A 21,705-nucleotide genomic window follows, 5' to 3' on the forward strand; every position below is an offset into this window, starting at 1 on the left:
TCTTTTGACTGAAGCCTCAACCGCGACGGCGTAGCGCCTCGATTCGCTCTTCCAGCGGCGGATGGCTCATGAACAGGCCGGCCAGACCGTGCTTGAGGCCGCCATTGATGCCGAAGGCGGTCAGGCTGTCGGGCATCTGTACCGGCACGCCCTGTTCCGAACGCAGGCGTTGCAGGGCGCCGATCATGGCGTTGGTGCCGGCCAGGCGGGCACCGGCTTCGTCGGCGCGGTATTCGCGTTTGCGCGAGAACCACATGACGATGGTGCTGGCCAGCACACCCAGAACCAGTTCGGCGAAGATGGTCGCGATGTAGTACGCCATGCCCTGGCCGTTTTCGTTCTTGAAGATCACCTTGTCGACGAAGTTGCCGATGATGCGGGCGAAGAACATCACGAAGGTGTTGACCACGCCCTGTACCAGCGCCAGGGTCACCATGTCGCCGTTGGCGACATGGCCGATCTCGTGGGCCAGCACCGCTTTCACTTCATCGGGTGAAAAGCGCTCCAGCAGACCCTGGCTGACTGCGACCAGTGCGTCGTTCTTGTTCCAGCCGGTGGCGAAGGCGTTAGCCTCATAGGCCGGGAAGATACCCACTTCAGGCATCTTGATCCCTGCTTCTTTGGACAGTTGCTCAACGGTCTGCAACAGCCATTGTTCGTGACGGGTGCGCGGTTGGGTGATGATCTGGGTGCCGGTGCTCATCTTTGCCATCCACTTGGAGATGAACAGCGAGAACAGCGAGCCTGCGAAACCAAAGACGGCGCAGAAAACCAGCAGCTGGTTGAGGTTCAGATCGACCCCATTTTTTGCCATGAACCCGTTGAAGCCGAACAGGCTCAAGGTGATGCTGGCAATCAGCACGACCGCCAGGTTAGTGGCCAAAAACAGCAAGATGCGCATCATGGTTGGGAAATTCTCCTGGTGACGGATATGTAACGCGATGGGGGGTATATAAGGTGATGCCCCCGGCTATTCAATAGAGGGACTATTTCAAACTGTGTCGTATGCACAGGATTCTGCAGAAGTCGTTATGCATCAACGCTTCCAGGCCTGAAGCCGTCGGGCACCGGAACATGAAAGGTTTTTCATTCGGTGTCGGGCTGTCCCCTGCCGCAGGAAGCGGCAGGGGAGGTCGCGATATTACTGGCGGTACGACTTGAGGAAGTTGCCGATACGACCGATGGCCTGTTCCAGATCATCCACTCGCGGCAGGGTCACGACGCGGAAGTGATCCGGCCATGGCCAGTTGAACGCCGTGCCTTGCACGATCAGCAGCTTTTCCGAGAGCAGCAGGTCGAGGGCGAATTTCTCATCGTTGAAGATCGGGCAGACCTTCGGATCGATTTTCGGGAAGGCATACAGCGCGCCCATGGGCTTCACGCAACTGACACCAGGGATGTCGTTGAGCAGCTCCCAGGTGCGATTGCGCTGTTCCAGCAGGCGCCCAGGTGGCAGGACCAGGTCATTGATGCTCTGGTAGCCGCCCAGGGCGGTCTGGATGGCATGCTGGCTCGGTACGTTGGCGCACAAACGCATGTTGGCCAGGATATCCAGGCCTTCGATATAGCTCTGGGCGTTGTGCTTGGGCCCGGAAATCGCCAGCCAGCCCGAGCGGAAACCGGCGACCCGATAAGACTTGGACAGGCCATTGAAGGTCAGGCAGAGCAGGTCCGGCGCCAGGGACGCGGTGCTGATGTGAATGGCTTCGTCGTAGAGGATCTTGTCGTAGATCTCGTCAGAGAACACCACCAGGTTGTGCTGGCGGGCCAATTCGAGCATGCCCAGCAGCACTTCTTTGGAGTAGACGGCGCCGGTCGGGTTGTTCGGGTTGATGATGACCATGGCCTTGGTGTTCGGCGTGATCTTGGCCTTGATGTCGGCCAGATCCGGCCACCAGTTGGCCTGTTCGTCGCACAGGTAGTGCACCGGATTACCGCCGGCCAGCGCGACCGCAGCGGTCCACAGTGGGTAGTCGGGGGCCGGGATCAGGACTTCGTCACCATTGTTGAGCAGCGCCTGCATGGACATCACGATCAGTTCGGAAACGCCGTTGCCCAGGTAGATGTCTTCGACGCCGACGCCTTCGACCTGCTTCTGCTGGTAGTACTGCATCACTGCCTTGCGCGCGCTGAACAGACCCTTGGAGTCGCTGTAGCCCTGGGCGGTCGGCAGGTTGCGGATCACGTCCTGCAGGATTTCTTCCGGCGCTTCGAAACCAAAGGGCGCCGGGTTGCCGATATTCAGCTTGAGGATACGATGGCCTTCCTCTTCCAGGCGTTTGGCGTGCTTGAGCACTGGCCCGCGAATGTCATAGCAGACGTTGGCGAGCTTGTTCGATTTGCTGACCTGCATGGTGATTGATCCTGAAAATGGACGGGCCGCGCTTGACTGAAAATGCAGCTCGTCGAACTTGACGCCTTGAAAATGGGTTTGTGTACCGCAAATGTGGGTGACAGACTGGCGTCGAACGAGGCGCAATCATACGTGCCACCTGATCTGTGGAGAAGATACAGATCGGGCTTTTTCGGATTCGGAGGTGTACCTGTGGAAAAGCTGGACAAGACCCTGGAAGAATGGCGCGCCATGCTCGATCCCGAGCAGTACAACGTCTGTCGCCTCAAAGCCACCGAACGCCCGTTCTCCGGCAAGTACAACAGCACCAAGACCGACGGCGTCTATCATTGTGTGTGCTGCAATGAGGCGCTGTTCGATTCCTCGACCAAATTCGATTCCGGCTGCGGCTGGCCGAGTTTCTATGCGCCGCTGGAAGGCAGCGCGGTGGTCGAGATGCGCGATATCAGCCACGGCATGATCCGCACCGAAGTGGTCTGCGCAAAATGCGACGCCCACCTGGGTCACGTATTCCCTGATGGCCCGCCGCCGACCGGCCTGCGTTACTGCATCAACTCGGTATGCCTGGATCTGGTGCCGCGAGCCTGAGTTCTGCCTGCGTCGGCGCTTATCGGTCTACATCAGTTTCAAGAATTGGAGTGCGCGCGATTAAATTGCGCGCTAACTTCATCCGCTACATCTCTGTATGCACGAGGCGCCGCCATGACTGACATCCTGCTGAGCATTCCCTGCACCACCATCAAGGGTGAGCAAAAGACCCTGGCGGATTACGCTGGCAAGGCCGTGCTGGTGGTCAATACCGCTAGCAAGTGCGGCTTCACCCCGCAATATAAGGGTCTTGAGCAATTGTGGCAGGACTACAAGGACAAGGGCCTGGTGGTGTTGGGCTTCCCCTGCAACCAGTTCGGCAAGCAGGAGCCGGGCAACGAAGGGGCGATTTCCGAGTTCTGCGAACTGAATTTCGGTGTCAGCTTCCCGCTGTTCAAGAAGATCGACGTCAATGGCAGTGACGCCCACCCACTGTTCGTCCAGCTGAAAAAGCGCGCTCCCGGCGTGCTGGGTTCTGAACGCATCAAGTGGAACTTCACCAAGTTCCTCATCGGCAAGGATGGCAAGCTGGTCAAGCGTTTTGCGCCGCTGACCAAGCCGGAAGATCTGAGCAAAGAGATCGAGGCGTTGCTCTGATCGGGCGGGACCGGCTTTAGCCGGGAAAGCGATATTTCAGACGCCTGATAGGTATTGGCTGTACTGATGCCTTCCCGGCTAAAGCCGGTCCCACAAATGATCTATGTCTGTGTCACCGGTATCCACTGATCCAGCAAATGGATCAATTCTCCCTTCCTGAACGGTTTGGCCAGGTAATCGCTCATGCCCGATGCACGGCAGCGCTCCCGTTCCTCGGGCATGGCGTTGGCGGTCAGGGCGATGATCGGCAGGTCGGGCCAGCGGCCGCTGCGGCGAATCTGCCGGGTGGCTTCGTAGCCATCCATCACCGGCATGTTGCAGTCCATCAGCACCAGATCGAATGCGCTGCTTTCCAGGCAATCCAAGGCTTCGACACCATGACTGGCCACCGTCACATCGCAGCCCAGCTTGCTCAGCATGCCCTTGGCCACCAGTTGGTTGACCGGGTTGTCCTCCACCAGAAGAATATTTGAGCGGCGCAGCGGGGTGAAGGCTTCCGGCGGTACCTCGATGGCCGTGGGCTCGACCTCATGCAGGACCCGGCTCAGGGTTTGGTACAAGGTATTGCGTGCCAGTGGGCGAGCCTGCTGTTGGAGCGGGGCCAAGGCACTGAGTTGGTCGCCGGGCATGAAGTTGCCATAGGCGGTGACCAACAGGATCGGCACGTTGGTGCCTGGGCGCATGCCGAGCAGGCATTCGGGGCAGTCAGTGATCAACAGATCGGGCAGGCCATCCATTTGCAGGCCGGGGGAGTGCTCATCGCGGCCCCAGCGTTTGTAATCGATACCCCAGGCGGGCAGCAGGCTGCCCAGTAGCTCCGACAGACCGCTGTTTGCGGCGCTGACCACCACCACCCGACCGCGCAGTAAGGGTGTCGCGCAGGCCGGCTGGTGTACGGGCAGCGGCAGTTCGGCACAGAAGCGGCTGCCCAGGCCTGTCTGGGATTGAATGCTCAGGTAGCCATTCATCGCCTCGCACAGATTATGGGTCAGCGCCAGGCCCAGGCCGGTGCCGCCAAACTGGCGGGTAATCGCAGCTTCAGCCTGGGTGAAGGGCTGGAAAATCCGCGCCTGGGCATCCTGGGCGATACCGATACCGGTGTCGCAGACTTCGATACGCACCCGATCCGCCTGGTTGTCATGTTCAAGGCGTACATCGACACGCCCGCTGCGGGTGAATTTAAGGGCATTGGACAGCAGGTTGCTGACAATCTGCCGGACCCGCGTTGGGTCGCCCAGGACCATGGCCGGAAAGTCCGGAGCAATCAGGCAGGTGAGTTCGACGCTGGGGGCGGCGTTCTGCGACAGCAGGTTGGCGGTGTCCTCGATCAGGCTGCCGAGGTCGAAAGGGATACGCTCCATTTCCAGTTGCCCGGCATTGAATTTGGACAGGTCGAGAATATCGTTGAGCAGTTCCACCAGGACCTTGCCCGAGTCGTGGGCGATCGACAGTTGCTGGCGCTGTTCGGCGTTCAAAGGCCCGTCCATGGACAGCGCGAGCATGCCCAGCAGGCCATTGAGCGGCGTGCGAATCTCATGGCTCATGTTGGCCAGGAACGCCGAGCGCGCATGGGCCATGTCCAGGGCGGTGCTGCGGGCGATCTGCAGTTCTTCATTGGACTGGCTCAGACGCAGGTTACTGGCCTTGAGCTCGGTGGTACGGGCGGAAACGATGTCTTCCAGTTCATTGAGGTGATCGGTCAGGCGGTCTTCGGCTTCGCGCCGGCGAATGAACTCGGTGGTGACGTTCTCGAACTGTTGATTGGCCACCCGCACCAGTACGCCGATCTCGTCGTTTTCGTGGCTGGGCGGGCAGGGCAGGGGCGCCTGGCTTGGGTCGCGTGGGTCGCGTTTGCTCAGGGAGCGGATCACTTCCACCAGCGGCCGGGTCAGGTTGACGTAGAAAATGATCAACAGAATGCCGGCCAGGGCCAGGCTGCGCACAAAACCGTTGATCAGCGTGATCTGGGCGCGCTTGAGGAAACGGCTGCCGAAGGTGTAGGTGTCGACGTTCAGGCGCAGGCTGCCGATGAATTCGGTGGGCATGTGGTCCAGGTGCAGGATGTCTTCGAACTGGCGGCTTTCACCGAACAGGAAGTCGCTGACCATGCGGTAGCGGCTCTGGGCGAAAGGCCGCTCGACACTGGATAACACCACATTATTGTTGTCGCTCAGGCGCGCACCGACCACGGCTGGGGATTGCAGCAGCCCCAGGGTCAGTTCCTGGGCCAGTTCGGCGTCGATGTTGTAGGCGATACGTGATGCGGTGTTGTGACTGATTTGCAGCAGCGCGCGAATTTCACGATCGATGGAGGCGTCTTCGCTGGCATAATCGAGGGCAATCTGCACCAGGCTGAGTAATGTCCCGAGAACGAAGCCGACCAGCACCGTGGTGCGCGCCTGCTTGTATGACAGTCGGTTGGTGAATGCGATATCCATGATGCACTGCCACTTCCGGGGTCCATTGCGGGGCAAGCATAGCTGATGGGCCCAGCCTTTAATAAGTTAAATCCAAGGAGACATAGTGGACTCTCGATTGAATGCTTTTCTGGAGCGTGCCGAATCCGTTCTGGCGCGCCTGGAGCCGTTGCTACCCGCTCAGCGTGAATCCATCGACTGGAACGAGAGCCTGGCCGCGCGCTGGGTTCGCGAGGGCCGTACCGGTTACTTGATGCCGCTGGAAGTCAGCCTGGACATGCGCCTGTCGGACCTGATCGGCGTTGACCGCCAGTGCGAGCAACTGGGCCGCAACACCCGCCAGTTTCTCGACGGCATGCCCGCCAACCACGCGCTGCTCTGGGGTTCACGCGGCACCGGCAAATCCTCGCTGATTCGCGCGCTGCTGGCCGAACACGCCGCCGACGGCCTGCGCCTGATCGAAATCGAGCGCGACCACTTGGGCGACCTGCCGCGGGTGGTCGAGGCCTTGCAGAAGCTGCCGCAGCGTTTCGTGCTGTTTTGCGACGACTTGTCTTTCGAGTCGGGTGAGGGTGATTACCGCGTACTCAAGAGTGTGCTCGATGGCTCCCTGGAACAGGCGCCAGACAACGTCTTGCTGTACGCCACGTCCAACCGTCGCCACTTGGTGCCGGAAAAGGAAAGCGACAACGAGAACTGGAAACACGTCGACGGCGAGCTGCATCCAAGTGAGGCGGTCGAGGACAAGATCGCCCTGTCCGACCGGTTCGGCCTGTGGCTGTCGTTCTACCCCTTCACCCAGGAACACTTCCTCAATGTGGTCGAACACTGGATCGGCCAGTTGGCCGCCAAGGCCGGCCTGAGCTGGCAGCGCGACGAGGAACTGGACATCCTGGCCGTGCGCTGGGCCACCGGGCGCGGTAATCGCAACGGCCGCTGTGCCTATCAGTTCGCCCGCTATTGGGTTGGCCTGAAACTGCTGGAGCAACCGCAATGATTGATCTGCAAGCCAGTGGCAAGGGGCTGGACGGCTATGGCCTGTTGACGGCGCAATTGGAGTCGTTGCTGGCCGGCGAGCGCGATCTGATCGCCAACGCCGCGCAGTTCTCGGCTTTCCTTTATACCCAGATGGATGATCTGAACTGGGCCGGTTTCTATTTCAATCGCGATGAAGAGCTGGTGTTGGGACCGTTCCAGGGGCAGATCGCCTGCGTACGCATTGCTATCGGTCGCGGTGTCTGCGGCACGGCCGCTGCAACCCGGCAGACTCAGCGCGTTGAAGATGTTCACGCCTTTGCCGGGCACATTGCCTGCGACAGCGCGTCGAACAGCGAGCTGGTGGTGCCGTTGATCAAGGATGGGCGACTACTGGGTGTGCTGGATCTGGACAGCCCGAGCGTAGGGCGTTTCAGCGAGGAGGATCAGGCGGGAGTGGAAAAGCTGGTAGAAATCTTTCTGCGTCTGACCGACTGCTGAGTCGGTCATTGACCGCGGCGCAGGACCGGATGGTCGTGCGCCGCGTGGCTTATCAGTCGTAGATAACCTTTTTCTTCCATTCCGATTCGGAGTCGTCCGCCTTCAGACCTTCGGTCAGGGCGTTTTCGTCGTCTTCGGTCGGCGCAATGTTGGTCAGGACCATGGAGTTGGCGCGGGCCAGTTGTTTTTCCATGGCGATCAGCGCCTGCTGATAGGTGACCGGGTCCGGCTGGTTGCGCAGGTACTGCACGCCACGCTCGAAGGCCAGACGCGCCTGACCGGGCTGATCGTTGCTCAGCGCCGCCTGGCCCAGGTTATTGAAGAACTCGATGTGCAGCATGACCAGGATATTGCGGATCTCGCGAATCCAGTGCTTGGCTTCGTTGGTCATCAGGAAGCCGTCATGGGCGGCGCGAGTGACTTGGCCATGCAGGGCTTCAAGCAGGAAGCGCACGTCCTTGGCCTTGGCTTCGGTGAGGATCGGGCTCGGCGGGTTATTCACCGGGATGCCTTCGCCCTTGGCCACCAGTTCGGACAGCTCGGCCGCGCGCGACTTGAGCTGGTCGTTGTGCTTGTCCATGTTCTGCATGCGCTGGATGACATTAAGCTCAAGGCGGGTCATCAGCAGCTTGAGTGCCGGCGTCACCAGTTGCCCTGGGAATGTCTCCGAGATTTCGCCGCAACGACGCAGTCGGTCGGTGAGTTCCAGTTTGCTCCTGGCCTTCTCGACCTTGTTGTTCTCAGCGACGTGGTTCAAGTAGCCGATCGCGATCAGGAGTGCGATGCCAGCTACTACCATCAGTGTGATCATGAGTGGTGTCACCGCGCTAACCTCTTCTTTTAATCCAAGTGTATTGCGCGAGTGTAGTGGCTAAGCACTATTGCGCATAGATGTACCTGTCGGAGTTCGCAACTAATTGACGTCATGCAGGTGACGGTTAACAGAATCCTTCATCTATATGCCTGAAAATCCCAGAAGGCGGTGAAGTCATTGATTTAAATAAATTTTCAGATGGGGGTTGACGACCCCCCAATCCATCCATAGAATGCGCGCCACTTACAGCGTAAAGCACACAGCGTAGCGCAGTAAGTAGTGAATGTTGTACGTGTGTCCCCTTCGTCTAGTGGCCTAGGACACCGCCCTTTCACGGCGGTAACAGGGGTTCGAGTCCCCTAGGGGACGCCACATTGCGGGAATAGCTCAGTTGGTAGAGCACGACCTTGCCAAGGTCGGGGTCGCGAGTTCGAGTCTCGTTTCCCGCTCCAAATTTAACAATGTTGTCTTCGGGCAGGATTGTAGTGAAATCAGAACACGATCATTGGTCGGGTTTTGAACTCTGGAACATCACCATATGTTCCGGGCAGCGTCCCCTTCGTCTAGTGGCCTAGGACACCGCCCTTTCACGGCGGTAACAGGGGTTCGAGTCCCCTAGGGGACGCCATTTGCGGGAATAGCTCAGTTGGTAGAGCACGACCTTGCCAAGGTCGGGGTCGCGAGTTCGAGTCTCGTTTCCCGCTCCATTTATATAAAAACGCCGCTCAATAGAGCGGCGTTTTTATTTGTCTGCGTTTTATCGAAATCAAATCAGCCTCCGATGAATCTTCGATATTTGCATAGAACAAAAATGCATTATTTTTATAATCAGCAAGATGCTACGGTTAACGACCGCCGCTGAACGACTGTTGTCGCAAGGCTGGCGTACAGTCGGCCACCGCACGAGCGGACCCGGAATCTTCAAGTGATCCGGCTCCCTGTGAGCTCGCGCAGGCTATCTATATATGTTGATCCCCCGCAAAACCCTTCTGCTCAGCCTGATTCTGGCTCTCGGCACGCACCTGTCTGCGAACGCTGCCGAGTTGGTCGTCGGCGACCAAAGTTACAGTGCGCGCACCGTCATGGAAGCATCGGGTGTGCTCAAGGACCTGCCTTACACCCTGGAGTGGAAGCAATTCACTGCGGGCTCTCCGGTTGCCGAAGCCCTCAATGCCGGCAGCCTGGATGTGGGCTTGCTGGGCGACGCGCCGGTGCTGTTTCTCGGTGCCCTGGGTGCGCCGATCAAGGTGGTTGGTGTGACCCGGCAGAACCTGGACGGCGTGGCCATCGTCGTGCCCAAGGATTCACCGATCAAGACCCTGGCCGACCTTAAGGGCAAGAAGGTCGCGATCTGGAAAGGCTCGTGGAGCCAGCAGTTGATGTTGACCGCACTGGACAAGGCCGGTGTCGCCCGTGATGCCGTGGACTACCGCTACCTCAGCGCACTGGATGCGTCTCACGCCCTGGACGGCGGTTCGGTGGACGCCATCGCCACCTGGGACCCCTATGTCACCCAGCAGGAGCGCCAGGGCTCGCGCATTCTTACCACCGCCAAGGGGCTGATTCCGGCGCAGAGTTTCATTGTCGCCAACGACAAGTCGATCAAGGACAAGCACGCGCAGATCAGTGATTTCCTGCAACGCCTGCAGGCTGCCCGCGCCTGGTCGGTGAGCAATGCGCAAAACACCGACACTTATGCGACCGCCTGGGCGGCTTTGACCAAGGCTGACGCTGAAGTGGCGCGCCTGTGGTTTGCCCGCTCGCAGATCGTTATCGTGCCGGTAACGGCCCAGGTCATTGCTGGTGCGCAGCAGACCATCGACTTTTTCAGCGGCACCGGACTGACGAAGTCCTACTCGGCAGATAAAGTCTTCGATCAGTCTTTCAGCCAGTCGCTTGAGGCCCAGGGGCAGGCTGGCGCTCAGGTGTCACGCTGATCATCGCCCCGTCGGAGCTGTTCCAATGACGTTCACTTCATTGCACTGGGGCGCTTATCGCCCGCAGGTGGTCGATGGCAAGTTGCAGGCCCTCAAGCCGGTCGAGTGGGATTCGGACCCTTCGCCCATTGGTGATTCGGTCGCCGAGGCGATCACCTCGCCGACCCGGGTCATGCGCCCGGCGGTGCGCCGCAGTTTCCTCGAACAGCAGGGCGGTAGCCCGCAGCTGCGCGGTCAGGAGCCGTTTGTCGAAGTGTCCTGGGACGTCGCCCTGGACCTGGTCGCCGGCGAGCTGCGCCGGGTCAAGGCGCAACATGGCAACCAGGCGATTTTCGGCGGCAGCTACGGTTGGGGCAGCGCCGGGCGCTTTCATCATGCCCAGAGCCAGCTGCATCGTTTTCTCAACGGTTTTGGCGGCTATGTCTACAGCACCGACAGCTATAGCCTAGGCGCCGGGCGCGTGCTGATGCCGCATATTGTCGGCAATATGGACTGGCTGTTGGCCGCCCATACTTCCTGGAAAAACCTGGCCGAACACTGCGAGCTGTTCGTCGCCTTCGGCGGCCTGCCGGCCAAGAACGCCCAGACCAGCCCCGGCGGCGCCAGTGAACACCTGCTGAGCAACGCCCTGGACAGCATGTCCGAGGCCGGGGTGCAGTTCGTCAATATCAGCCCGTTGCGCGATGACCTGATCGGGCCGAAGCAGAACCAATGGCTGCCGGTACGACCGGGCAGTGACACGGCTCTGATGATGGCGCTGTCCTACGTGCTCATCAGCGAAGGCCTGCACAATGAGGCGTTCGTTCAGCGCTACACCGTCGGCTATGAACGCTTTCGCGATTACCTGCTCGGGCAGAGCGATGGTCAGGCCAAGACCCCGCAATGGGCCGAGGCCCTGACCGATATCCCTGCTGCGCAGATTGTCGAACTGGCCCGCCGTATGGCCAGCAAACGCACCATGATCAATATCGCCTATTCATTGCAACGCTCGATACATGGCGAGCAACCGTTCTGGATGACCGTGACCCTGGCCGCACTCTTGGGTCAGATCGGCTTGCCCGGCGGCGGTTTCGGTCTGGGCTATGGCTGCATGAACAATACTGGCAGTGGGCGCAAGGCGTTTTCCGGGCCGCGCTTTTCCCAAGGCAGCAACCCGGTCAAGGATTTCATCCCGGTGGCGCGGGTCACCGACATGCTGCTCAACCCTGGCGCGCCTTTCGATTACAACGGCCAGCGTCGTCACTATCCGGACATCCGTCTGGTGTACTGGGCGGGCGGCAATATCTTTCACCATCATCAGGACCTCAACCGTCTATTGAGCGCCTGGCAACGCCCGCAAACCATCATCGTCCACGAGCAATACTGGACCGCCCAGGCCAAACACGCCGATATCGTCCTGCCCGCGACCACGGCACTGGAGCGCAACGATATCGGCAGTTCTGCCTCGGACCGCTTCATGATCGCCATGCAGCAGGCCATCGCGCCCGTGGGCGAGTCCCGTGACGATTATTCGATCTTTGCCGATCTCGCGACACGTCTGGATTTTGCCGAAAGCTTCACCGAGGGCCGCGATGCCGAGGCCTGGCTGCGAGCCATCTATGAAGAGTCCCGAGGCCGTGCCGAAGATTTCGGCGTCGAGTTGCCGGACTACGATCAGTTCTGGCGCGATGGCTTGTTCGAGATCGCCTATCCGCAGACCGATACCATCCTGCTCAAGGCTTTTCGTGATGACCCGCACGCCCATCCGCTGCCGACTCCATCGGGGCGCATCGAGATATTTTCCGAGCGCATCGCCGGTTTTGGCTATGCCGATTGCCCTGGCCATCCGGTATGGCTCGACAAGCCTTCGCCTGAAGCGCCACTGCACCTGCTGTCGAATCAGCCGAAAACCCGCCTGCACAGTCAATACGATCACGGCTCGTATAGTCGCGCATCGAAAATCCAGCAGCGTGAGCCCCTGACCCTTAATCCCCTCGATGCCCAGGCACGAGGGGTCGTTGATGGCGATGTGGTCAAGGTTTTCAATGATCGTGGCGCCTTTCTCGCCGGCGTCATTGTCTCGGAGAACATTCGTCCCGGCGTCGTGCAGATCGCCACTGGCGCCTGGTTCGACCCGTTGGTGGCAGGGCAAAGCGGCAGCCTGGACAAGCACGGCAATCCCAATATGGTCACGGCGGATATTGGCGCGTCATTGCTCTCCCAGGGATGCAGCGCCCAGACCGCGACGGTGGAGATCGTCAAATGGCATGAGGCACTGCCGCCGATCAGTGCTTTTGAGCCGCCGGTATTGCAGCAGCGGTAAGTCGGCCATCCCTGGCCCAGGGCATCATCCGGGTCAGTCATTGACCTGGATGATGCCCTCGCGTACGGCAAACAGCACCAGCCCGGCAATGTCGTAGATGCGCAGACGATGCATGACCTGGGAGCGATGGGCTTCCACAGTCTTGACGCTCAGGCCCAGGCCGGTGGCAATGGAACGGGTCGACTCGCCCCTGGCGATCAGGCGCAGGATTTCTATCTGCCGTTCGGTGAGGGTGCCGGGGCTGCCGTCGGTGCTCGCGGGCAGCGGCACGCTTTTGCGCACGGCCTGGCTGACCACCAGAGGGATCACTGCCGGTGACAGGTATTGCCCGCCGCCGCGCAGCGCCTGCAGGGCCATGTCCAGTTCCGGCACCGTGGCGTTTTTGAGCAGGTAGCCGTGGGCGCCCAGCTTCAGGCATTTCATGACGAAGCCCGCGTCGGTGTGGGTCGACAGCATCAGTACCTTGCTGTCGGGGGCATGGATCGATAGCTCCTTGAGCGCCGTTACGCTTGAACTGCGCTCAAGAGACATATCCAGCAGGACGATATCCGGCAAGAGCCGTGAAGCCAGTTCGATGGCGCTATGGCCATCGTCTGCCTCTCCGACAATCTCGTAGCCATTGCGGTTTTCCAGAAGCGCTCGCAGCCCGGCCCGAAACAAGGGGTAGTCATCGGCGAGCAATATTCGGCAAAGCATAAGTACAGATCCGTATCGCAGGGGAGGGAGTAGCCGCCGTTAAGGGCAGCCAGGTTTTTTTGTTTTCCCTGGAGGCGAGCTGTCCCGGTGATGCGGGGGGCGCCTGAGTGGCTGTCCCGGACCGGCAGCGAAATCGCGCCTGGTGGGATTAGAAGGCCTTGAGTGACCGGGATCGGGTGGCGCTGATCACAGGCGTTCGTACACTGACGGGTGGGTCAGGCGTACGGGCAGATTCAGGTCATAAATGTTTTCTGCGTGGCCGATGAACAACAGCGCGCCCGGATGCATCTGGTCGACGATTCGCCGGGCAATGCGCGGCTTTTCTTCCTGGCTGAAATAGGTCAGGACGTTACGCAGGAACACCACGTCGAATTGCTCGAAGTCGATATCCAGCGGCTGGCTCAGATTTAATTGGCGAAACTGCACCCGCGCCCGCAGCTCATCGCAAATGCGCAGGCACAGGTTGCCGTCCACGAAAACGCTCTGGCAGTAGCGCTGCAACCAGTCCTCGGGCAGGTATTTGGCCTGGGTCATGTCGTAGATGGCCGCGCGCGCTTTCGCCAGCAGGGTGTAGCTGAGGTCGCTGGCCAGGATCGACCAGTCGTGATGGCGCGCGTGGCTGCCGAGCACCATGGCCAGGCTGTAGGCTTCTTCGCCGGATGAACAGGCCCCACTCCAGACCCTTAAGGGCCGCTGCTGATGTTGCAGCCAGCAGCCGAGGAAATCGAAATGGGTGTGCTCGCGCAAGAAATAGGTTTCGTGGGTAGTCAGCAGATCCAGCACCAGACGCTGTTCGTCGAAATGCGCCGGGTCTTCGAGCAGGTCCAGGTACTGGCTGAAGCTGGCGCAGCGAAAATGCCGCACACGCTTGCCCAGACGGCTGGCTACCAGCTTGCGTTTGTTGGCGGTCAGGAGGATCCCGCTGATGCTGATCAGCAATGTCTGCAAGCGCTGGAAGGCGTGGTCATCCAGTATCGGCATCATCTTCAGGGCATCGGGCATCAGCGCCTCCCGGCTGCAATGATGCCAACGCTGATTACACGATAACTCTGCATCCCGCATCGATCCGTTGTCCAAGATCGCCGGATGATAGCGATAGCTTTTTGATATCAATATCGGGATAACCCCTAAGCCACGGGGGTTATCGCCTGGGAAGTAATTGTGGAGGATTGTACGCTGGCATCTGACCCGGTGTTGCCGTGCTGTAAATACCGATCAGTAGGACCGGCTTTAGCCGCGAGGGTGTCCTCCCGGCTAAAGCCGGTCCTACGGAATCTCATTTCAATTCAGCGCTGCCTTGCCCACAGACAACAGCACCACATCATTCTGCGGCGTGTGAATGCGTGCACACAGCACGTTGCGGTAATGCCGTTGCAGTGGGTTGCTGCGTGACAGGCCGGGGTTGCCAGCGGCTTCGACGGCCAGTTCCACGGTGCGGATCGCGTTGAGGGTCACCAGGTATTTGACCTGTGCGGCGTGGGCCGGTGGGGTCAGGCCCTGAACCGCCGATTGCAGCAAGGTGTCGTTGGCAAACAGCAGGGTATCGATCTCACCGACCACCTCCTGGAAGCGCGGCAGAGTCGAGAGCGCCGCGCCGAGGTTGGAAGGCTTGCGGTTTTGCAGGAACTGCACCAGCCAGTCCCGTGCCGAGCGGGCGACGCCGTCATAGACCGACGACAGCAGCACCGACATCCACAGCATGCCCGCCGGGTCCAGCTCGGCCTGTGGCGCACTCCACGGGCTGACGCTGACCGCGTGTTCAAGGGGCACCAACACGTCGTCGAACACCACTTCATGGCTGCAAGTGGCGCGCATGCCCAGGTGGTCCCAGTCTTCGACGATGCTTACGCCGGGGCTGTCCTTGTGCACCAGCCAGGCACCGACCAGCGGGTCGGCATCGTCGCTGCGCGCCCATACGGCGAACCAGGTCAGGCCATGGCTGCCGGTGGAGTAGATCTTGCTGCCGCTGATGCGCCAGCCTTCAGGTGTGCGCCGGGCGATGGTGCCGGGCAGGCCGCCGCGGGCCGGTGTGCCCAGGTCCGGCTCGACCCGCAGGGAATTGATCAGGGCACCATCGCGTACGGCCTCACGGGCGACTTGCAGGCGCAGGTCCTGGGGCCAGCTCTTGCTGTCCTGCAGGCGTACGTGATGGATGTATTGCATGACCAGAATCAGCGCCGTGGACGGCTCGCCCCGGGCGACCGCGCGGATCACCTGTTGCGCCCGGCCGAGATCCGCCGCGCCACCGCCCAGGCTCTGCGGGACGGTCAGGCCGAGCAGGCCGTGTTCATGCAGCAGGCGGAAATTGTCGTAGGGGAATTCGCCGCTGACGTCATAGCGTTCGGCGCTTTCGGCCAGGGTCGCACTGAGAGTGGCCAGGCGGGCGCTGAAGGCCTCTGCGGATTCCGGTTCGGTGTCGATGTGGCGTAGGGTGGAGAGGCTCATTGGATGAGGTCCTTGGGAATTACATGAATCAGAAAGTGGCGCGTGGGAGCGAATTCCGTGGGAGCGAATTCATTCGCGAATAGGGACCTTACAGACGACACATTTCTATCGCCGGCAACACCGCTTTCGCGAATGAATTCGCTCCCACAATGAATCGGGCCTGTCCCGGTTTCCGGAGCAGGCCTTGCAACCTCAGACCGCCACAGCAGGCGCAGAATCGGCCAGCAGCTGCTCAACCACCCGCAACACACCATCCGCCTCGGTCCGTACCAGCCAGTCCGGGCTGACTTCGACAAAGGCCACGCGGCCATCGCGATCCAGTACCAGCAGCGTCGGTTGCGGCAGTTCCCAGGTGCCGGTGCCGGTCACTTCGCCGATGCCGCCGCCACCACGGCTCAGAGCCGCCTGGCGCGAGGCTTCGTCGAAGCTGTAGAGAATTCCCAGGCGCCGTCCCAGTTGGTTGTCGCGGTCGCTGGCGACCTGCAATTCCAGAGAGTGGCGCAGCTTGATCTCGATCAGCTTCTCAGGCACCTGCGGGCTGATCGCTACCAGCGGCACGCCCCAGGCCTTGAGGGTCGGGAACAGGCGACGCTGGTAATACGGCAGGGCGATATTGCACGCCGGGCAGCCGGCAAACCTGAAGAACACCAGCACCGCCGGGCCATTGGCCGTGAGCTGTTCGCGCGTCAGGGTGCCGCCCTCGACCTTGAGCAATTCGAAGGTATCCAGAACATCGCCGGTCTTGATCCACTGCGCGGGATCGGCGGTATCGACCAGATGCTGGCGCTGATCGATATTGACCTTGAGCGCTTGCGGCGCCCAGTTGGCAACCCGGTCGGCGTGCAGATCAGCCAGCAGTTTATTGAGCGACTCACTCATGCCAGTGCCTCCTCGGCCTGTTCGACAGCTTCGTGCTTTTGGGCGTAGCGGTTGACCGGCACTTCGAGGCCGAAATGTTCGCGCAGGGTTGCACCGGCGTATTCGCTGCGGAACAGGCCGCGCTTTTGCAGCAACGGGACCACTTGCTCGGTGAAGAATTGCAGGCCGTCCGGCAGCAGTGAGTTGATGATGAAACCATCCGCCGCACCCTGTTCGAACCAGGTCTGGATGGCATCGGCGACCTGTTCCGGGGTGCCGACGAAGTCGCGCTTGGGCCGGGAGAAATGCAGGGCCACTTCGCGCAGGCTCAGACCGTTCTCTTTCGCCAGTTGCTTGATGCGGTCGGAACCGCCGCGCTGGCTGTTGGAGCCCAGGTCGCCGAGGTCCGGGAAGGGCTCATCCAGTGGATATTTACTGAAATCGTGATCATTGAACGGGCGACCCAGGGCGACGATGGCGTCTTCGATGCTGACCAGTTCCACGGCCTGCTGATAGCGGCTTTCCACCTCTGCTTCGTCACGCCCGACGATAGGGCGGATACCCGGCAGAATCGACAGGTCCTGCGGGTCACGGCCAAAGCCCTTGGCACGTTTTTTCAGGTCGGCGTAATAGGCCTGTGCCTCTTCCAGGGATTCGGCGTGGACGAAGATGGCGTCCGAATATTCAGCGGCGAAGTTGCGTCCGTCCTCGGAGGTGCCGGCCTGGAATATCAGCGGCTGGCCTTGCTTGGAGCGGGAGATATTCAGTGGTCCCTTGACCGAGAAGAACTCACCCTTGTGGTTCAGTGCATGCAGCTTGCCGGGGGTGAAGAATTCGCCGGTCTGTTTGTTGCGGGCGAAGGCGTCGTCTTCCCAGGAATCCCACAGGCCCTTGACCACACTGACATGCTCCTTGGCGATGCGGTAGCGCACGGGATGGGGCGGATGCTCGGCCTTGCCGAAATTGTCGGCGGTGCCGCTGAGCCAGGACGTCACCACGTTCCAGCCGGCGCGACCGCCGCTGATATGGTCCAGGGAGGCAAACTGGCGGGCGACCTGGAACGGCTCGGTGTAGCTGACAGTCACGGTGGCCACCAAGCCGATTTTGTCGGTGGTTGCGGCCAGGGCCGAGAGAATGGTCAGCGGCTCGAAGCGATTGAGGTAGTGCGGGCTGGATTTTTCGTGGATATGCAGGCTGTCGGCGATGAACACGAAGTCGAACTTGGCCGCTTCGGCCAGGCGTGCCTGCTGCTTGTAGAAGTTGAAATTGACGCTGGCATCGGCCAGGGCGTCAGGGTGACGCCATTCGCCCCAACCGTGCCCGACACCATGAACCATGGCGCCCAGTTTCAATTGACGTTGCTTACTCATGATCGTGCTCCTGAATCTTGTAGGTCATTCACTGACGGTGGGTTTATTGAGCGGTTGCCTGGGCAACCCGGGCACGCGAGGCGTTGAAGCTCTTGTCGAAGCCTTGAGAGACGTCGATCTTTTTCGTGACGATGCCTTCCTGCTGGTAGATGTCCGCAGTCTCTTGCAGACCCTTGATGATCGTGTCGTCGATATCCACGCGCTGCATGTGCGTGGCTTTGTCGATGGCGACGTGCACGTCCACTGGCAGGCCGGTGACCTGGGCCTGGGCGGCGGCGTATTGCTCGGGGTGGGTATTGGCCCAGTTGTAGGCGCGCTCGACCCGGGCGACGAAGTCATCGAGTTGCACGCGCTTGGTTTCGATGGCTTTGCTGGTGGCGGCGAAATAGAGGTTGTTGGTCAGCAGTTCGTTGCCGCTGGCTATGACCCGAGCCTGGCTCTGGGTAATGGCGATGGTGGTGTAAGGGTCCCAGGTCGCCCAGGCGTCGGCATCGCCGTTGTCCAGCAACAGGCGCGATTCGCTGGGCAGCAGGTAGACGAACTTGACGTCGCTGGTCTGCAGGCCGGCGCTGCGCAAGGCCTTGATCGCCAGGAAGTGGCCGATGGAGCCACGGCCGGTGACGATGCGCTTGCCCTTGAGATCAGCCAGAGTCTGGACCGGCGAGTCCTTGGGCACCAGCACTGCCGTGGTAAAACGGCCTTCCATGTGCACGATGCTGACGACTTTCAACGGCGCTCCAGCACCGTAGGCAAACACATAGGGCGCATCACCCAGGCCCCCGACATCCACGGCCCCGGCATTCAAGGCTTCGCCCAGAGGCGCGGCAGCGGGGAATTCGGAAAATTGAATCTCGTAAGGAACGTTCTTCAGCTCGCCGGAGACTTGCAGCAGCACCTTGATGCTCTGCTTCTGGTTGGCCACCAGCAGCGGTTGCAGATCGGCCGCCTGGACCGCCTGGCTGAGGCTCAGGCCGAGCAGGCTGCCCAGCAACAGGTGTTTGAGAGAAAAAAGGCGCGACATAAGGGTGTATCTCCAGGCGATAAGAGGGGTGCTGGCGGCCTCCGCCTGGAGAAGGGGTCGGTCTGGGTTTGAAAGTATTCCTATAAGAAAGGCTTGTGAAGTATCTTTTGGTTATAAGCTAATGATGTGTTTTTGTGATTTTGTAGATGTTTAATATAAATATTATGTATTTACTTTGCATTGTGGGAGCGGATTCTTCCGCGAAGAGGCCAGTACATTCTATGCGTCTTGATCGCCTTCAACGAAGCCTTCGCGGATGAATCCGCTCCCACACATTCGGCTTTCAACGCTTAAAACGCATACGCCAACCGCGTGTAGTAATACGACCCGCCCAGCCCGAACGGCGAGAACTGTCCATATTTATAGGCGCCGCTCCAGTCCTGGATACCTTTCTTGTCCGGGTAGACGTTGAACAGGTTATTGCCGCCCAGGGCTACGGTCAGTTGCTTGCTGAGCTTGTAGGCCACATCCAGGTCAGTGATCCATTTGGCCGAGTACTTGCGGTCGTTGACCGGGTTGTTGTCGCCTTCGATATAGCTGCCGAAACGGGTCACGGCCAGGTTGGTATCGAAGTCGCCGAGCTTCCAGTTCGAGGCCAGGATCAGTTTTGACTGCGGCGTGGCCACGGTCAGGTCTTTTTGCAGGCGGCGATCGAACAGCTGGTATTGCGAGCCGAGCCCGGCCAGGGCCGATGGGTTGTCCTGCAACTTCTCGATCTTGGTCTGGTTCCAGTTATAGGCGGCGCTCCAGCGCACTTGGCCCCATTCGCCGAGCTGCTGGTGATACTCGTTGACCACATCGAGACCGCGGGTGCGGGTGTCCACGGCATTGGTGTAGTACTGGGCGTAGAGCGACGGCGGCAGGCCGTTGGCGGCCAGTACCTGGGAGATCGCCGGGCCGCCCAGCAGGCTGGTGGAGACGATGCGGTCGCGAATGCCGATCTGGTAGAAGTCGGTGGTCAGGCGGTAGTTATCCAAGGGCTCGAAGGTCAGGCCGAAGCTGTAGTTCAGCGACTTCTCCGGCTTGAGTTTTTCCGCACCCAGCGCCTTGGCTTCGGCGCTGTCAACCGGCAGCACCTTGACCGGTACCGACAGTTGCTGACCGTTGACCACCCCCGCCGAGGTAAAGGTCGATGAGGCATAAATGGTCTGGGCCAGAGAGGGTGCACGGAAGCCATTGTTGATGGTGCCGCGCAGGGCTAGGCCCGGCAGGATTTCGTAGCGGGTCGAGAACTTGCCGCTCCAGGTGCTGCCGATATCCTGGGTGTAGTGCTCGTAACGGCCGGCGACGCCGACGTACCACTTGTCGGTGAGGTCCAGGCCCAGATCGAAGTAACTGGCGACGTTATTGCGGCTCATGCTGCCCGCGTCGGCCTTGCTGGTGCCGTTATAGGAGGCCAGCCCCGGCAGCGGCGTGGTCCCGGCAAACGGCCCGCTGGGCAGCACATAGCTGCCGGGTGTGTAGCTGGCGTAATCCCCGGCCTCGATTTCATAGCGCTCGAAGCGGTGCTCGAAGCCGAAGGAGGTTTGCAGGGCATGCTTGAGGCCGATATCGAAGCTGCGGTTGAAGTCCAGGTTGTTGGTCACCTGATCGAAGATCTGCGTGGCCAGGTTGAACGAGGTCGGGCTGGTCGGTCCCAGGGACGGGTTGAGGGTGTTATTGGCGTTAAGGGTCGAATTGTCTTCGCCCCAGGTCGAACTGGCATCGTAGTTCCAGCCGCCGACCTCGCCCTTCACGCCGCCTGCCACCTGGAAATCTATGGTGCGGTTGCGTCGCTGCGCGTGGATACCGTCGGGGTAGGGCGTGTTCGGGTCACCGGCCAGGGAAGTGATTTCGTTGGGTCGATAGTTGCCCGTGACCTTGGTGGTTTCCATGTAGCTGAAGGTCGAGAAGGAGTAGAGCTTGAGGTCATCCTGCAGGGGGATTTCCAGGTTGTAGCTGCCGTTGGTGACCTTCTCCCGACCCAGGCCGTAGCTGGGGTTCCAGCCATGACGGTCGGTGGTCTGGTCGCGGCTGTCCGGGCGCCCGGCCGAGGAATAAAGCGAGCCGGTGGCGCTGCCGGTACGGTCGAAAGGCTCCTGTTCATTACTGTCCAGGGACAGGTTGAGGAAGCCGTCGTTGACCAGGGGCAGGCCGTAGTTGAAGGTCTGGTGGATGGTATCGCCGTCGCCGCTGCCATAGCGGCCGAAACTGGTTTCGGCGCTGCCGCCGCTGTCGTTTTCCTTGAGGATGATATTGATCACCCCGGCAATCGCATCCGAGCCATATTGCGCCGACGCGCCGTCGCGCAGCACTTCGATATGGTCGATGGCCGACACCGGGATCAGGTCCAGGTTGACCGGCACGGCAGCGGTGCCGACCCGCGCCAGGTTGTTGATCAGCGCGGTATTGTGGCGGCGCTTGCCGTTGACCAGCACCAGCACCTGATCCCCCGACAGCCCGCGCATGGTCACGCCGCGCACCGACCATGAAGTGCCGCCGCCGTTGATGGCCGGCAGGTTGAACGAGGGCAGCAGGCGTGACAGCACTTCCTTCAGGCCGACCTTGCCGGTGGCCTGCAATTGCTCACCGCTGATCACGTCTATCGGCGACGGGCTGTCAGCCACGGTACGCGGCGCACCGCCGCGATTGCCGGTGACGACTACGGTATTGAGGGTCTGCTCGTCCTTGTCGGCGGCATGGACCGTAATACTGCCCGCCAACAGGCCGACGGCCGCCCACGCCATGTAATCCGGGGTGTAGCGCAGTTTTCTTGCACGCATGGGGTAACGTCCTTGTTCAAGGAGGTTGATAACGATGGGTTCTGATTTTTTGAATGCGGGGGTGTGGGG

17 protein-coding genes and 4 tRNA genes are annotated in these 21,705 nt (G+C 60.5%); 10 read left to right on the plus strand and 11 right to left on the minus strand.

Going from position 1 to position 21,705, the window contains the following annotated elements; all coding sequences use genetic code 11:
• Positions 1-16 precede the first annotated feature (16 nt).
• Both htpX and M2401_RS03065 read right to left on the minus strand, forming a co-directional pair.
• A complete protein-coding gene (gene htpX / locus M2401_RS03060; protein ID WP_259099448.1) occupies positions 17-904 on the minus strand; it encodes a protease HtpX in 888 nt (295 codons plus the stop codon).
• A gap of 237 nt (positions 905-1,141) precedes the next feature.
• Complete coding sequence (locus M2401_RS03065; RefSeq protein ID WP_259099449.1) at positions 1,142-2,353, minus strand: pyridoxal phosphate-dependent aminotransferase; 1,212 nt, start codon at positions 2,351-2,353, stop codon at positions 1,142-1,144.
• A gap of 192 nt (positions 2,354-2,545) precedes the next feature.
• Here M2401_RS03065 and msrB point away from each other — a divergent pair, with 192 nt between their 5' ends.
• Together msrB and M2401_RS03075 are read left to right on the plus strand one after the other, a co-directional pair.
• A complete protein-coding gene (msrB, locus tag M2401_RS03070; RefSeq protein WP_259099451.1) occupies positions 2,546-2,941 on the plus strand; it encodes a peptide-methionine (R)-S-oxide reductase MsrB in 396 nt (131 codons plus the stop codon).
• A gap of 114 nt (positions 2,942-3,055) precedes the next feature.
• Entirely contained in the window at positions 3,056-3,538 is a 483-nt protein-coding gene (locus M2401_RS03075; RefSeq protein WP_259099452.1) for a glutathione peroxidase, read from the plus strand.
• Between the two features lie 101 nt (positions 3,539-3,639).
• Here M2401_RS03075 and M2401_RS03080 read toward each other — a convergent pair whose 3' ends face one another.
• Complete coding sequence (locus M2401_RS03080) at positions 3,640-5,976, minus strand: ATP-binding protein (RefSeq protein ID WP_259099454.1); 2,337 nt, start codon at positions 5,974-5,976, stop codon at positions 3,640-3,642.
• 85 nt (positions 5,977-6,061) lie between these two features.
• On the opposite strand from M2401_RS03080, the gene M2401_RS03085 reads away from it, so the two are divergent.
• Positions 6,062-6,952: an ATP-binding protein gene (locus M2401_RS03085; RefSeq protein ID WP_259099455.1), complete on the plus strand. Its 891-nt coding sequence runs from the start codon at positions 6,062-6,064 to the stop codon at positions 6,950-6,952.
• Positions 6,949-7,431, plus strand: a complete 483-nt coding sequence (locus M2401_RS03090) for a GAF domain-containing protein (RefSeq protein ID WP_259099457.1) — start codon at positions 6,949-6,951, stop codon at positions 7,429-7,431. The genes M2401_RS03085 and M2401_RS03090 overlap by 4 nt, the downstream gene beginning before the upstream one ends.
• A 52-nt stretch (positions 7,432-7,483) precedes the next feature.
• Here M2401_RS03090 and M2401_RS03095 read toward each other — a convergent pair whose 3' ends face one another.
• Complete coding sequence (locus M2401_RS03095; protein WP_259099459.1) at positions 7,484-8,242, minus strand: hypothetical protein; 759 nt, start codon at positions 8,240-8,242, stop codon at positions 7,484-7,486.
• A gap of 299 nt (positions 8,243-8,541) precedes the next feature.
• On the opposite strand from M2401_RS03095, the gene M2401_RS03100 reads away from it, so the two are divergent.
• The 6 genes from M2401_RS03100 (at position 8,542) to M2401_RS03125 (ending at position 12,484) form a co-directional block, all read left to right on the plus strand.
• Positions 8,542-8,617: transfer RNA gene (locus M2401_RS03100), tRNA-Glu, on the plus strand.
• A 4-nt stretch (positions 8,618-8,621) separates the two neighbouring features.
• Positions 8,622-8,697, plus strand: a tRNA-Gly gene (locus M2401_RS03105).
• A gap of 100 nt (positions 8,698-8,797) precedes the next feature.
• Positions 8,798-8,873 (plus strand) — tRNA-Glu (locus tag M2401_RS03110).
• A gap of 3 nt (positions 8,874-8,876) precedes the next feature.
• Positions 8,877-8,952: transfer RNA gene (locus M2401_RS03115), tRNA-Gly, on the plus strand.
• Positions 8,953-9,210: 258 nt separating this feature from the next.
• On the plus strand, positions 9,211-10,182 hold the full coding sequence (locus M2401_RS03120; RefSeq protein ID WP_259099460.1) for an ABC transporter substrate-binding protein: 972 nt from the start codon (positions 9,211-9,213) through the stop codon (positions 10,180-10,182).
• Positions 10,183-10,207: 25 nt separating this feature from the next.
• Entirely contained in the window at positions 10,208-12,484 is a 2,277-nt protein-coding gene (locus M2401_RS03125; RefSeq protein WP_259099462.1) for a molybdopterin guanine dinucleotide-containing S/N-oxide reductase, read from the plus strand.
• A gap of 33 nt (positions 12,485-12,517) precedes the next feature.
• Here M2401_RS03125 and M2401_RS03130 read toward each other — a convergent pair whose 3' ends face one another.
• The 7 genes from M2401_RS03130 to M2401_RS03160 all read right to left on the minus strand — a co-directional run bounded on the left by M2401_RS03130 (position 12,518) and on the right by M2401_RS03160 (position 21,636).
• Positions 12,518-13,180, minus strand: a complete 663-nt coding sequence (locus M2401_RS03130) for a response regulator transcription factor (RefSeq protein WP_259099463.1) — start codon at positions 13,178-13,180, stop codon at positions 12,518-12,520.
• 186 nt (positions 13,181-13,366) lie between these two features.
• Positions 13,367-14,182 carry a protein-glutamate O-methyltransferase CheR gene (locus M2401_RS03135; RefSeq protein WP_259099464.1) on the minus strand — a complete coding sequence of 272 codons (816 nt, stop codon included), beginning with the start codon at positions 14,180-14,182 and terminating at the stop codon, positions 13,367-13,369.
• A gap of 279 nt (positions 14,183-14,461) precedes the next feature.
• Entirely contained in the window at positions 14,462-15,625 is a 1,164-nt protein-coding gene (locus M2401_RS03140) for an acyl-CoA dehydrogenase family protein (protein ID WP_259099466.1), read from the minus strand.
• Positions 15,626-15,817: 192 nt separating this feature from the next.
• Entirely contained in the window at positions 15,818-16,504 is a 687-nt protein-coding gene (locus tag M2401_RS03145; RefSeq protein ID WP_259099469.1) for a peroxiredoxin-like family protein, read from the minus strand.
• A complete protein-coding gene (locus M2401_RS03150) occupies positions 16,501-17,853 on the minus strand; it encodes an LLM class flavin-dependent oxidoreductase (protein WP_259099473.1) in 1,353 nt (450 codons plus the stop codon). The genes M2401_RS03145 and M2401_RS03150 overlap by 4 nt, the downstream gene beginning before the upstream one ends.
• A 43-nt stretch (positions 17,854-17,896) precedes the next feature.
• Complete coding sequence (locus M2401_RS03155) at positions 17,897-18,874, minus strand: ABC transporter substrate-binding protein (protein ID WP_259099475.1); 978 nt, start codon at positions 18,872-18,874, stop codon at positions 17,897-17,899.
• Positions 18,875-19,164: 290 nt separating this feature from the next.
• Positions 19,165-21,636, minus strand: a complete 2,472-nt coding sequence (locus M2401_RS03160) for a TonB-dependent siderophore receptor (RefSeq protein ID WP_259099477.1) — start codon at positions 21,634-21,636, stop codon at positions 19,165-19,167.
• Between the last annotated feature and the right edge of the window lie 69 nt (positions 21,637-21,705).

The sequence above is a fragment of the Pseudomonas sp. JUb42 genome, from assembly GCF_024807945.1.
Lineage (GTDB): Bacteria > Pseudomonadota > Gammaproteobacteria > Pseudomonadales > Pseudomonadaceae > Aquipseudomonas.